Origin of the sequence: Streptococcus sp. HMSC074B11, assembly GCF_001808705.1 — a bacterium.
In the GTDB taxonomy this organism is placed as follows: Bacteria; Bacillota; Bacilli; order Lactobacillales; family Streptococcaceae; genus Streptococcus.
The window spans coordinates 23,008-37,096 of the sequence record NZ_KV794274.1; the positions used below are offsets into that span (position 1 = coordinate 23,008).

The 14,089-nt window shown below is 40.3% G+C and carries 9 protein-coding genes; 1 reads left to right on the top strand and 8 read right to left on the bottom strand.

Annotated elements, in window-relative coordinates:
* Positions 1-4 precede the first annotated feature (4 nt).
* From HMPREF2619_RS06930 to HMPREF2619_RS06960, 7 genes are all read right to left on the bottom strand, one after another.
* Positions 5-688 (bottom strand): tyrosine-protein kinase, encoded by a 684-nt coding sequence (locus HMPREF2619_RS06930; RefSeq protein WP_070460311.1) that lies wholly within the window; start codon positions 686-688, stop codon positions 5-7.
* A 10-nt stretch (positions 689-698) separates the two neighbouring features.
* The gene (locus tag HMPREF2619_RS06935) at positions 699-1,391 is read right to left on the bottom strand and encodes a CspC family polysaccharide chain length determinant protein (RefSeq protein WP_070460314.1); all 693 of its coding nucleotides are present in this window, start codon (positions 1,389-1,391) and stop codon (positions 699-701) included.
* An 8-nt stretch (positions 1,392-1,399) separates the two neighbouring features.
* Positions 1,400-2,131: a capsular polysaccharide biosynthesis protein Cps4B gene (gene cps4B, locus HMPREF2619_RS06940; RefSeq protein ID WP_070460315.1), complete on the bottom strand. Its 732-nt coding sequence runs from the start codon at positions 2,129-2,131 to the stop codon at positions 1,400-1,402.
* A gap of 1 nt (position 2,132) precedes the next feature.
* Positions 2,133-3,578 (bottom strand): LCP family glycopolymer transferase CpsA, encoded by a 1,446-nt coding sequence (locus HMPREF2619_RS06945; RefSeq protein WP_070460317.1) that lies wholly within the window; start codon positions 3,576-3,578, stop codon positions 2,133-2,135.
* 304 nt (positions 3,579-3,882) lie between these two features.
* Positions 3,883-5,841 carry a peptide ABC transporter substrate-binding protein gene (locus HMPREF2619_RS06950; RefSeq protein WP_070460319.1) on the bottom strand — a complete coding sequence of 653 codons (1,959 nt, stop codon included), beginning with the start codon at positions 5,839-5,841 and terminating at the stop codon, positions 3,883-3,885.
* A 160-nt stretch (positions 5,842-6,001) separates the two neighbouring features.
* Entirely contained in the window at positions 6,002-7,969 is a 1,968-nt protein-coding gene (locus tag HMPREF2619_RS06955) for a peptide ABC transporter substrate-binding protein (RefSeq protein WP_070460321.1), read from the bottom strand.
* A gap of 169 nt (positions 7,970-8,138) precedes the next feature.
* Positions 8,139-9,749, bottom strand: a complete 1,611-nt coding sequence (locus tag HMPREF2619_RS06960; RefSeq protein ID WP_070460323.1) for a glycoside hydrolase family 13 protein — start codon at positions 9,747-9,749, stop codon at positions 8,139-8,141.
* Between the two features lie 150 nt (positions 9,750-9,899).
* On the opposite strand from HMPREF2619_RS06960, the gene HMPREF2619_RS06965 reads away from it, so the two are divergent.
* Entirely contained in the window at positions 9,900-11,384 is a 1,485-nt protein-coding gene (locus HMPREF2619_RS06965) for a DUF1846 domain-containing protein (protein WP_070460325.1), read from the top strand.
* Positions 11,385-11,966: 582 nt separating this feature from the next.
* On the opposite strand, the gene glmS is transcribed toward HMPREF2619_RS06965, so the two are convergent.
* Complete coding sequence (gene glmS, locus HMPREF2619_RS06970) at positions 11,967-13,775, bottom strand: glutamine--fructose-6-phosphate transaminase (isomerizing) (protein WP_070460327.1); 1,809 nt, start codon at positions 13,773-13,775, stop codon at positions 11,967-11,969.
* Between the last annotated feature and the right edge of the window lie 314 nt (positions 13,776-14,089).

Below are 14,089 nucleotides of genomic sequence, written 5' to 3' on the forward strand. Positions count from 1 at the left end.
CATTTTATTTTTTTCCGTAATTACCATAGCCACCGTAAGAACCATATCTTTCACGTTGAATATCAAATTTATTCAAAACAACACCTAAAAATGATGTTCCAGTGTGTTCTAACTGACTTTTAGCTTTTTGCACTTCTCTCCGTTTTGCCACACCAGCTTCCGTGACTAAAATGGATGCATCACATTTTTGTGCAATAATGGCTGCATCGATTACGACTCCTATCGGTGCCGTATCAACGATAATATAGTCAAAATATTTACGTAAAGTTTCAATCATTCTTTCAAAATTGGCACTTTGCAAAAGAGCCGTTGGATTCGGTGAAACTGCTCCGGATTGGACCACAAATAAATTTTCAACATTTGTCTCACAAAGGCCATGCGATAAATCCTGGGTGCCAGCCAGATAATCTGTCAGACCAGTGATTTTTTCTCTTGACTGGAACACACCAGACATGACTGAGTTTCGAATATCGGCATCAATCAATAGCGTCTTGTAGCCTGCACGCGCAAAAGCCCATGCAATATTGGTAGAAGTTGTCGATTTACCTTCACTAGGATCGACTGACGTGACTGCAATAACCTTTAAGTTATTTCCACTCAGCTGTATATTTGTACGTAAAGCATTGTAGTACTCTTCTGCTTTTTTTACAGAGTTTAGTTTTTGTTGTGATAATTCTAACTTTGCCATAAGTTCTCCCTTACTTTAATTTATCCATATCTGGAATGACTCCAAGGAGTGAAATTTTCATAACATCTTCAATATCTTCTGGACGTTTAACACGATCATCTAGCAGTTCAACCAATAGAACCACGACAATCACCAAGCCTGCACCAGCACCGATTCCCATTAAGGTATTGCGACGGATATTTGGTGATGATGGTCCAGTAGCTGGACGGGCCTCCTCCAGAGTCGTTACGTCCGAAACTCGAGTGACTGCGATGATTTTTTGCGCTGCAACTTCTCGCAGTGCATTTGCAATACGACTTGCTTCATCTGGTTTATGGTCGCTAACCGAAATAGATACGATACGTGTATCTGCAGGGACCGTTACTTGAACCTTTTTAGTCAATGCTTTTGCATTAACGTTCAAGCCAAGATCAGCAACTACTTTCTCTAGGACATCTTGGGATAGAATGATTTCACGATAGTCCTTGACCAAGTAGGCCCCTGCTTGTAAGTCCTGATTTGTCAGTCCTGCTTTATCGTTTTGATTTCGATTAACCACATAGATTCGCGTTGTACTTCTATACTCAGGTTTGACCACAAAACTACTATACGCAAAGGAAGCAGCTCCTGCTACTATGGCTACAAGAAGGATTAGCAGTTTCTTTTTCCATAGCGCCTTTAATAACTGAATAACGTTGATTTCAATAGTATCTTGTTCTTTCATTTTAACTCCTATATTATTTGATCTTTAATGACTTTTTCGGGGGTTTCCACAAAGAGTTCCCGAGCCTTATCTTGGCCATACCTTTTACTCACTATCTCATAAGCCTCTCGCATATAAGGTGGACGACTCTCTAGATTATGCATATCACTAGCAACTATATGAACCAAGTCCCTCTCCAAAAAATAGCGAGCACGCTTTTTCATGAATTTATAGGTGTCGCCAAACAGTTTTGGTTTGAGGATACTCGAACTATTGACCTGTGTATAGCATCCCATATTGATAAGGTCTCTAACCCTTTTTTCATTATTTTCCAAAGCATCGTAACGCTCTATATGGGCAATGACAGGGGTTATCCCCAACATCAAAACATTGGTCAATGCGCTATGGATTTCACGATAAGGGGTATTCATGCTGAATTCTATCAAGGCATAACGGGTGCCATTTAGTTGAGGAATCTGTTGATTCTCTAATTTGTTTAAAGCATCACTGCTGTAATAGATTTCCGCTCCATACAAAATCCTTAAGTCCGGGGCAATCTCCTTAGCTAACTCCTTGACAACTTTAAAATTTCTTGCAATGTCCTCCTCTGGTGTTTCAAACATCCCCTTCCGACGATGGGAGGTCGAAACGATGGTACGGACTCCTTGGGCATAGGCTTCCTGCAGAAGTGCTATACTCTCTGCCTTATCCTTTGGGCCATCGTCTACATCAAAAACTATGTGTGAATGGATATCAATCATCTTATTTCCCTTCCATGATATCTTTGATTTCTGTTTTGAGTGTCTCCAAGCTATTTGGATCGACCTCTAGCATATAAAGGTTGCTGTCAGGCATGGCATAGGAAGGAAGATCCATACGACCAGTTCCCTTTAGATCTCGAGTGATGACAGTATATTTTCCTCCACTTGCTAGTTGGGCATTCACTAAACTCACCATTGTTTCAGGAGGCATATTTGTTTGTACAGAATCTTGCAACCCTTGCATAATACCATCAAAATTCTTCAAGGCTTCTGCTGAAGTTAATTTTTGAATAATGGCAGCAATGACTTTTTGCTGATTACGCCCACGATCTCCATCGCCATTGGTTAAGGAATAACGTTCACGAACAAAGCCTAGAGCCTGCTCAGAGTTTAGATGAACATTCCCAACAGGGAAGTGATAGTTCCCATGAAGTGATGTGAAGTCTTGATCATTATAAACATCGACACCACCTAAGAGGTCAATCAATTTCAAGAAGGAAGTGAAGTTGAGTCGTGCATAGTAATTTAGATCAATTCCATAGAGATTTTCTAAGGTATGAATGGAAGCATCCACGCCATAAATACCTGCATGGGTCAATTTATCATTTTGGTTATTGCCGCCATCAGCTATGGGCACATAAGCATCCCTAGGCGTTGTTGTCAGGAGAATTTTCTTGGTCTCTTGATTGACCGTCATAATGATATTGACATCCGAACGAGAAACGGAGCTAATCGGTCCGTATGTGTCAATCCCACTGATGTAGATATTAAAAGCCTTGTTTTGAGAAACTTTAGGCGCTTCAACGCTCTTGGTTAGTTCTTTGGTATAAATCTTCTTGATCTTTTTGGCATGGTCTGGATACTCTTGTTCGATCAGATTTTCAAAGACACTGTTCAAAACAATTGCCTTGGTCTCTCCAGCTAAGAGACTCTTATAAGCTGCAAGATAGGAAGAACTGTCTTCAACCGTTAAGTCTTTACTCTGACTTGCCTTAATATCATCGAGCAATTTTTTGATATTCTCTGCATCTGTTTTGGTTGGGGCTGTCACACTGGATAATTCTGAGACATTTCCAATCTCGCTATCCGCCAAAACTGCAACACTGATGGAGTAACTAGAATAGTTAGATGTTGCATTGAGTTGATTTGCTAGGCTAACGAATTGATGAACTCCAATCAAAGAAACTGCGTTCACAATGACCAGAACCACGAGTAAAATCATGGTGAATACCTTGGCTTTTCTCTTTAAAATCAAAAACAAGGCTATTAGCGCAATCAAGATCATAGTGATCGCTATAAGGACATTGGCATAGCTAATCGCTAAAATATGATATCTGAATATTAAAAACAGCAAAAAACAAGCAAGCACTATATATACAAACAACAAAATGATATTGATGTTTTGTTGAATCTTGCTCGTTTTGCTTCCTTTTGAATGTCTACTCAACTTACACCTCTACAAAGTATTTTTTATTTTAATTATATCACAAAGTGGTACTGGATACCATCAACATACACTTGGTAATCGTTTTTATTTACCTTAAAAACAAGAATAGTAAATCCCAATGATAAAATGGCTAAAACTTTACTTAAAAGAGGTTTCTATGTTAAAAAGGCCGGGCAAAAATCCCGACCTTTATGGCAATTGCTAATGAAGTTTTGTCGTGGTAGCTGATAATTTTTTGTTCGTCATTTAGTCTACGACACCGACATTTGCCTACAGATTTCTGCCCCGTTTCCTATTCTTAAAATTATTTCACGTGACTTTCGAATTCTTTTTGACTCTTTTCGACAGAATTTTTACGTTCTTGTTCCCATTTAGCCTTCGCTTCGTCAAATTGAGTAGTTGTTACTACCTCTGTTTGCAATCTCATGTACTTGTAGTTGCTTCCAGTACCTTTGATTCCGACAAGTGAGTAAGCTCGTGTAAATGGTGTAACACGTGTCACTGAAGCCCCACCACCGTTTGAATTTACAGGGAGCAATAGCGAACTATCAATCAACCAGGCTTGTGCATCTGCATAGTTTTCATAGCGTTTGGCTACGTCTGTATTTTCTGCATCTGCCGCTTTCAATTTTTGAGTATACTGGTCCAATCCAATACTTGTAATCTTATCCGTATCCTTGCTTGGATCAAGTCCTAAAATCTTGAGATAGAATCCATCCTCAGCGTTGAAAGGATTAAGATAAGTTGATGGATCTTGGTAGTCTGCAGACCAACCATCCAAGTTCAAATCATAGTCATGATCAGCTGTGGTTGGTGCTTGGAATGTCGCATTGGCATAGTCTTCTGTTGAAATTTGAACGACATCAATCACTACATTTTCTGCCCCAAGAGTTGATTCGACAGATTGTTTAAGCGAATGAATCTTTGGAAGCAAGGTTTTGTTAACTTGGTCTACAGGCAAGTCCAAATGAATCGGGAAACTCACGCCTTGAGCTTCTAATTCTTTCTTAGCCTCTGCAAACTGAGCTTGCGCTTTCTCTTTGTTGAAGTACCCATCTTGAGCATCTTCAAGATTCATATTTGACCACTGCGTGCCGTAGTTTACCAACTTAGATGAAACTGTCTCACCAAAGGTCTTATCTCCAACCTGCACGAAAGTTGGTGGGACAAGCGTGTTACGAAGAGTGTTTTTAGCTGCTTCTTCTCCATTAGACTGAGCCGAATAAGCTGTACGATCAAGTGCAAAGTTGATGGCTTGACGGAAGTTTTTATTTAAAATAGCAGCTTGGGTCGCTTGTTTTTGCTCATCGCTAGTCTTAGCTGTATGATTGTATGCTTGGCGGTTAACGTTAAAATTATAGTACCAAGAAGTTGCGTCCTGCAAGCTATAGACGATGTTGTCCTTATATTTTTCCTTAGTCTTTGCAAAGTTTGAACTATTTGGGTAGACACCAGCAGATGAGTAAGCACCACTTTCAAAGTTACGAATCGTCATATCTTGGTCAGAACCATCAACATAGGCCAATTTAACTCTTTCAATCGTTACTTTTTCTTGGTCATAGTAATGAGGATTCTTCTTGTACTCAAGTGATGATTTTGATGTAAATTCTTTTAACAAATAAGGACCGCTATAAAGAATACTATCTGCTTTCAACTCTCCAAATTCTTTACCTTTAGAAGTCAAGAATTCTTCATTCACTGGGAACAAGATACTATTGGTAGTCTTAGAGTTCCAGAATGGTTCTGGTCGTGTCAAGGTATATTGGACAGTATAGTCATCCAAGGCTTTGACTCCAACATTTGAAAAGTCAGTATTTACACCTGTCACATAATCATCTAATCCCTTGATTGAGTTTTGAATCAAATCAAGCGCTTGACTCTTGTTATCAGCTGCATACTTGATACCTGTGACGAAATCTTGTGCTTTAATTAAGGCGTATTCTTCCCCATCAGCCGTGAACCATTTAGCATCTTGACGAAGTTTATAAGTGTAAGTCAAGCCATCCTTTGAAACACTCCAATCTTCTGCAAGAGCAGGAATGAGATTTCCATAATTGTCATTTTCAAGCAAACCATCTACCAAGTTGGTTACAACAGCGGTATTATCACCAGAGTAGTCCAAAAGGTAATTGAAGGTTGTTGGATCGGCACCAAATGTAGACGAGTAGGTTTTAGCATCTGATGCTGACTTCCCACACGCTGTCAACAAGACCGCAGCAGCAAGCGTCAACCCCGCTCCAATCAAACGTTTTTTAAGTTTCATGTTTCATTTCTCCTTATATGTTAGGTTTTGTAACATATAACTATGTTATCAAATTTTGACCTAAAAGTAAAGTTATATCCTTATTTGTCCATTCGTCAATAAAAGGAGAAAAGAAAGAAATCATGCTTTAAAACAGGATTTCTTTATTCATTACAAAAGACTATTTAACGTGATTTGCTAGTTCTTTTTGGTATTTGGCATTTGTTTCGATTTTCTCTTTTTGCCATTTCTTGAGAGCTTCTTCGTATTCTTTAGTGGTTACAATATCGTTTTGCAACTCTAAACCTTTGAATACAAATGGATCACCCTTGATACCAACTTGAGAGTATGCTTTTGTAAATGGCACTGTACGACTAACTGTCGGAGAACCACCTGAAGATGCTACAGGGATAAGGAGTGAGCTATCTGAAACCCATGCTTGTGCTTTGGCATATTTTTCATAGCGTTTGTTGAGATCGCTCGTTTCTGATGCTGCATCATCCAAGAGTTTCTTGTACTCATCAAGTCCAACTTGAGCCATAACTTCTGGATCTTTACCTTTTGTGATACCCAAGTGTTTAAGGGCAGAACCCTTCTTAGCATCTAGGATATTGAGGTAGGTTGCCGGGTCTTGATAGTCTGGCCCCCAACCAGTTCCATTCAAGTCATAGTCTTTTTGAGAAGGAACTTTAGCTTGAGATGTAATGCTCATTTTCTCATTGTCAGTCATTTGCAGTACATCGATGACAACATTTTCACTTCCAAGTGCTGCTTCGACAGACTGTTTGAGGGAGTTGGTTTGTTGAACAGCAATGACATCTGTCTGTTCAACTGGAATATCCAAATGGATTGGGAAGGTTACACCTTTAGCTTGCAATTCTGATTTTGCTTTTTCAAAGGCAGCTTTTGCTTTTGTTGGATTGTAAAGGGTATCTTTACCATCTGTCAAAGCTACATCTTTCCACTGGTCTCCGTATGTTACCAGTTGTTCCTGAGCCAATTCACCGAAGGTCTTTTCACCAACCTGAACATAGTCATAAGGCACAAGGCTGGTACGGATAATCTTGTCTGCACCTTCTTCGCCATTCATCTGTGCAGAGTAAGCATGACGGTCAAGAGCGAAGTTGATGGCTTGACGGAAGTTTTTATTGAGAAGCGCTTCTTTGGTTGATGTTTTTTGGGCATCATCTGTCTTAGCTGTTTTATTGTAAGACTGACGATTTACGTTGAAAGTAAAATAATAGCTAGTGGCTTCTTGTGGACTATAAACGATCTTATCGCCGTATTCTTTCTTAGTTGAATCAAAGCTTGAGCTAGTTGGGAAGAGGCGAGCTGTCGTATATGAACCTGACGCAAAGCTACGAATCAATGATTCTTGGTCAGAGCCGTCGTAGAAAGTAAGCTTGACGTGGTCAATCTTCACATTGTCCTTATCCCAGTAATTCGGGTTCTTTTCGTACTCAATCACGGATTTCGAAGTGAAGTTCTTCAAAATATAAGGACCATTGTAGAGAATACCTGAAGGCGCTGCTGCACCGTAATCTTTTCCTTGAGAATTTAAGAATTCTTCATTAACTGGGAGCATGGTTGCTGTTGTTACCTTAGAATTCCAGAAGCTTTCTGGTTTGTTCAAGGTATACTCAACCGTATAGTCATCAACTGCTTTGACACCGACTGTTGAGAAGTCATTCGTTTCACCGCTAACGTACTCTGCCAATCCTTTGATGGAGTCTTGGATAAGTGTTAGGCCATCTGATTTACCATCAGCTGCATGTTTCAAACCAGTCACAAAGTCTTGGGCCTTGACTTCAGCATACTCTTCTCCTTCAGAAGTATACCATTTGACACCTTTACGTAGCTTGTATGTGTAAGTCAAACCATCTTGTGAAACAGACCAGTCTTCAGCAAGCGATGGAATTAAGTTTCCATATTTGTCATTTTCCAAGAGTCCGTCGACCAGGTTGGAGATGACATCTGATGTTGAACTTTTACTAGTAACGCTATAGTCCAATGTTGTTGGATCAATAGCATAAACATACGAAAATGTTGTTGGAGCATCTGCTTTTTTCTCAGTCTTGCCACAAGCCGCCAAAAGAAGAGTTGCGCTCATCGTTATCCCTGCTACTGCGAGCCACTTTTTCGATTTCATAGGTATTCTCCTTTAAAATACTATTTTTCACCATTATACCCTATTTTTATATAAAAGCAAGGGTTTTAAGGGTATTTTTTAGAAAATTCAAACTAATATTTATTAAAGAAATTTCTACACTTATTTTAGAAAAAAACTCAAGCCTCTTTGGATACTTGAGTTTCTAGGTTTATTTAGCTAATTCGACACTGAAGGCATCCCATGGAGCCAAGGTCTGTGTAGCTAAAGCTGCTTCTACTGAGGTATTTTCAATCAAGACAGATGTGATTGATTCTTCAACTGCGAACTCTTGCTTTTGGTTGGACAAGTTTGCCACAACTAGGAATCGACGGTCGCCATCTTTACGGATGTATGCAAAGACTTTTTCAGCCGTTTCAAGGAGTTCAAAATCAGCTCTCACCAACCAGCTATTTCCCTTACGAATGTTTACCAATTTTTGATAAGTATAGAAAATAGAATCCGGGTTTGCCAGTGCTTCCTGAACGTTGATTGCTTCGTAGTTTGGATTAACAGCCAACCAAGGTTGTCCGTCTGAGAAACCAGCATTTTTTGTCTCATCCCACTGCATTGGAGTACGCGCATTGTCACGTCCAATCACACGAATGCTATCCATGATTGTTTCCATTGAAACACCTTTTTCAAGGGCTTCACGCGCATAGTTGAGGGATTCAATATCCTCTACTTGATCTAGCTTTTCAAACGGGAAATTGGTCATCCCAATCTCCTCCCCTTGGTAAATATAAGGAGTCCCTCTCATGAGATGAAGCAAGATTGCATACGCTTTAGCAGATTTTTCGCGGTATTCTCGGTCATTTCCCCAGATAGAGACGATTCGAGGGAGGTCATGGTTGTTCCAGAAAAGGGAATTCCAGCCATCCTCAACTCCTAATTCTGTCTGCCATTTGTTGAAAATTTCTTTTAATTTCCCAACATTTAGCTCTTTTTGGTACTGCCACTTAGGTTGTCCTTCCTGATACTGAAGACAGATATGTTCAAACTGGAAGACCATAGACAGTTCTTGTCCTTTAGGATCTGAATAGAGTTTTGCGATTTCTGGTGTCGCTCCCCATGTCTCCCCTACTGTCAAGAGCTCTTTGTCGCCGAAAGTAGCCTGATTCATTTCCTTGAGATAGGGATGGAGCATAGGACCATTGTTGACAATCTTCTGGTCAGGTATCTTCCCAATCATGTCAATAACGTCCATACGAAATCCACCGATCCCTTTATCAATCCAGAAATTCATCATTTCATAGATTTTTTGGCGTAGTTCTTCATTTTCCCAGTTAAGGTCTGGTTGTTTCTTACTGAAAAAGTGCAGGTAATATTGACCAGCCTTTTCGTCATATTGCCAGGCAGAACCACTGAAAATTGACTCCAATTCGTTAGGTTCATCACGCCAGATATAGTAGTCCCGCTCAGGACTATCAGGATTTTCACAAGCTTCGATAAACCAAGCATGCTCATCTGATGTATGATTGACCACCAAATCCATAATGATTCGGATATCTCGTTTTTTAGCCTCAGCAATCAGCTCATCCATATCTTCCATGGTTCCAAAGATAGCCGCGATATCTTGATAATTGGCAATATCATAACCATTGTCGTCCATGGGGCTATCATAGACTGGAGAAAGCCAGATCGCTGTGATTCCTAACTTAGCTAGATAGTCTAGCTTACTGGTAATCCCAGGTAAATCACCAATCCCATCTCCATTGCTATCCTTAAAACTTTTTGGATAGACCTGATAAACAACGGCATTGTGCCACCATTTTTCTTGCATCTTTTTTCCCCTTTTAACATTCACTTTATTCCATCATAGACCTTTTCTTAATTTTATGCAAGCGTTTGCCTCAATCTTTTTCCTTATTTCGAACCTCCGTTGTTTCTTATCTTCTATTTTTTTTATATAATAGAGATCAGAGGTAAAAAAATGAAAAAACAAGCTTTTAGTTCTGAACAATATTTAAATCTACAACGCGACCATATCTTGGAGCGCATCAACCAATTTGACGGCAAACTCTACTTGGAGTTTGGGGGCAAAATGTTAGAAGATTTTCACGCTGCTCGTGTCCTTCCTGGATATGAACCAGATAACAAAATCAAACTCTTACAAGAATTGAAGGAGCAAGTTGAGGTTGTTATCGCTATTAACGCTAGCAATATCGAGCACTCAAAAGCTCGTGGAGACTTGGGCATTTCTTATGACCAAGAAGTGCTTCGTTTGATCGATAAATTCAATGAACTCGGTATCTTTGTTGGTTCAGTTGTCATTACTCAATATGCAGGCCAACCGGCAGCTGATGCCTTCCGTAATCAATTAGAGAAAAATGGTATCGACTCTTATCTCCACTACCCTATCAAGGGGTATCCGACAGATATGGATCACATCATTTCTCCTGAAGGTATGGGGAAAAACGACTATATCAAAACTAGTCGTAACTTGATTGTCGTGACTGCTCCTGGGCCTGGTTCAGGTAAGTTGGCAACTTGTATGTCTAACATGTACCACGACCAAATCAATGGTATCAAGTCTGGTTATGCCAAATTTGAAACCTTCCCAGTTTGGAATCTCCCACTTCATCATCCAGTCAACTTGGCTTATGAAGCTGCTACAGCAGACCTAGATGATGTCAACATGATTGACCCATTCCATCTCCAAACTTATGGAGAGACCACAGTCAACTACAACCGCGACATTGAAATTTTCCCTGTTCTTAAGCGTATGCTGGAACGTATCTTGGGTGAGTCTCCTTATGCATCTCCAACTGACATGGGGGTCAACATGGTTGGTTTTGCAATCACTGATAACGACGCTGCCATTGAAGCATCCAAACAAGAAATCATCCGTCGCTACTACCAAACAGTGCTTGATTTCAAGGCTGAAAAAGTCAGTGAAACTGCCGTTAAGAAAATCCAACTACTCATGAACGACCTTGGCATCACACCAACTGACCGTAAGGTTGCTGTTGCCGCACGTCAAAAAGCAGAAGAAACAGGTGGTCCAGCTCTCGCTCTTGAGTTACCTTCTGGTGAAATCGTTACTGGTAAAAACTCTGAACTCTTTGGCCCAACTGCTGCTGCCTTGATCAATGCCATCAAGATGTCAGCAAACATTGACAAAGAGACTAAGTTGATAGAGCCAGAAGTGGTAAAACCAATCCAAGGTTTGAAAATCAATCACTTAGGCAGCCGCAACCCTCGACTCCATTCAAATGAAATCCTTATCGCACTTGCAATCACAGCTATGCAGAATCCTGATGCAGATCGTGCCATGAAAGAGCTAGGAAATCTCAAGGGTAGCGAAGCTCACTCTACGATTATCCTAACAGACGAAGACAAAAATGTTCTTCGCAAACTAGGAATCAATGTAACCTTTGATCCTTACTACCAATACGATCGTTTATATCGCAAGTAAAATACGACACTCACTCCTCTAAGAGTTGGATCCTTATTGTCCAGCTCTTAGAGTTTTTTTATAGTTTTTCCAGCCTTTCACAAGCATAGCTTTCAAAAAGAATTCTAATTTTAATAGAAACTGGGATAACATTTAATTTTAGATTTATTTCTCATGAATTCTTAAAAGGAGTGATACTCAATGAAAATCAAAGAGCAAACTAGGAAGCTAGCCGCAGGTTGCTCAAAGCACTGCTTTGAGGTTGTAGATAGAACTGACGAAGGCAGTAACATATATACGGCAAGGCGACGTTGACGCGGTTTGAAGAGATTTTCGAAGAGTATGAATCAATCCTCTTCAATCTTGACTTGAACTACCTTGGCTGAGGTCTTGATCCGTTTTCTCTACAATATCAAATTGGTGTAATCAGACTGACTGCGTCACTCTTATCTAGAACCTCAAAGCGATGCTTGGAGATATCTACACAAGAGAACTAGTTTAGCCATAGATTTTCATTAAGTATACAAAAAAAATGAACAAGACAGCATTCTGATTTCCAGAAAACTATTTTGTTCACTTTTGCTTATGATTTAAACTTTGGGTTTATTCTACCGTTACTGACTTAGCAAGGTTACGTGGTTTGTCCACATCAAGTCCACGGTGTAGAGTTGCAAAGTAAGCGACCAATTGTGTTGGTACGACCATTGAGATTGGTGAGAGGTAAGGGTGTACGGTCGTAAGAACGATGTCGTCTGTATCTTTGGCAACATTTTCTTCTGCGATAGTGAGGACCTTAGCGCCACGCGCTGCCACTTCTTGGATATTTCCGCGAGTGTGATTAGCAAGAACCGGATCTGACAAGAGGGCCAATACAGGCGTTCCTTCTTCAATCAAAGCAATAGTTCCGTGCTTGAGCTCTCCAGCCGCAAAACCTTCACATTGGATATAAGAAATCTCTTTGAGTTTGAGACTGGCTTCCATGGCTACATAGTAATCTTGACCACGTCCGATATAAAAGGCGTTACGTGTTGTTTCAAGAAGATCACGAACCTTGCTATCAATCAATTCTTTTTCTGAGAGAGTTGATTCGATAGACTGAGCCACGATAGACAATTCGTGAACCAAATCGAAAGCTTTGGCTTTTTCATTGCCATTTGCTTCACCGACCGCTTTCGCAAGGAAGGCAAGAGCTGCGATTTGCGCAGTATAAGCCTTGGTTGATGCTACAGCAATTTCAGGTCCTGCATGAAGTAACATAGTATGGTTGGCTTCACGTGACAGAGTTGAACCTGGAACGTTTGTCACTGTTAAGCTTGGAATTCCCATTTCATTGGCCTTAACCAAAACCTGACGGCTATCAGCTGTTTCACCAGATTGGCTGATAAAGATGAAGAGTGGTTTCTTGCTGAGAAGCGGCATACCATACCCCCACTCAGAGGAGATACCAAGTTCAACTGGCGTATCTGTCAATTCTTCCAACATCTTCTTAGAAGCAAATCCTGCATGGTAAGATGTTCCAGCTGCGAGGATATAGATGCGGTCTGCCTCTTGAACAGCCTTGATGATAGCTGGATCAACCACTACTTGACCAGCCTCATCTGTGTAGGCTTGGATTAACTTACGCATCACTGTTGGTTGCTCATCAATTTCTTTGAGCATGTAGTAAGGATAGGTTCCCTTACCGATATCAGACAAGTCAAGCTCCGCAGTGTAGCTAGCACGCTCATGGCTGTTACCATCATAGTCCTGCACTTCAACGCTATCAGCTTTTACGATAACCAACTCTTGGTCATGGATTTCCATGTATTGGTTAGTTTCACGAATCATAGCCATGGCGTCTGAACAGACCATATTGTAGCCTTCTCCAAGACCAATCAAGAGTGGTGATTTGTTCTTGGCCACGTAGATGACATCTGGATTTTCAGAGTCTATCAAGGCAAAGGCATAAGAACCACGGATGATGTGAAGAGCTTTTTTGAAAGCTTCAAGCACTGACAATCCTTCTTCTTCAACAAATTTACCAATCAAGTGAACAGCGATTTCTGTATCTGTTTGTCCCTTGAAGTGATGACCTGCAAGGTAGTCTTCCTTGATTTCAAGGTAGTTTTCAATCACCCCGTTGTGCACCAAGACAAAACGTCCTGTCTCAGAGCGGTGGGGGTGAGCATTGTCTTCTGTTGGTTTCCCGTGAGTCGCCCAACGAGTATGTCCGATACCAGTTGTTCCCTCAACACCAGCAGTTTTAGCAGATAATTCTGCGATACGACCAACCGCCTTCACTAAATGGTTTTCAGCACTACCTAGGACAAAAATCCCCGCAGAATCATAACCACGGTATTCGAGCTTTTCAAGCCCTTGAATCAAAATATCAGTTGCATTTGTGTTTCCAACAACACCAACAATTCCACACATAGTATATACGACACAGGCTAGCTGTGCTTTCCCCTTAAAATTGGTATAGTCTAATTCTCGCTTTTCAGAATCAGCAGAAACAGTATATACTTGTTTCTTTTACTTGTCAAGAATAAAAATTGGTATAGCCTAATTATACTGATTCCACATACTAAAAATCTATCATATTTCACCTAAAGCAAGTATTTAAAAAGGGCTCTATCGTCCTTAATAACTACTATTTTGTAGCAAGCTTGTCTGCTTCTACTACTTCTTGAAAGGTTTTTTGATAATTTACTTTAATCGTCATTGTCATGTGAGAGTCCTCGTTTCTT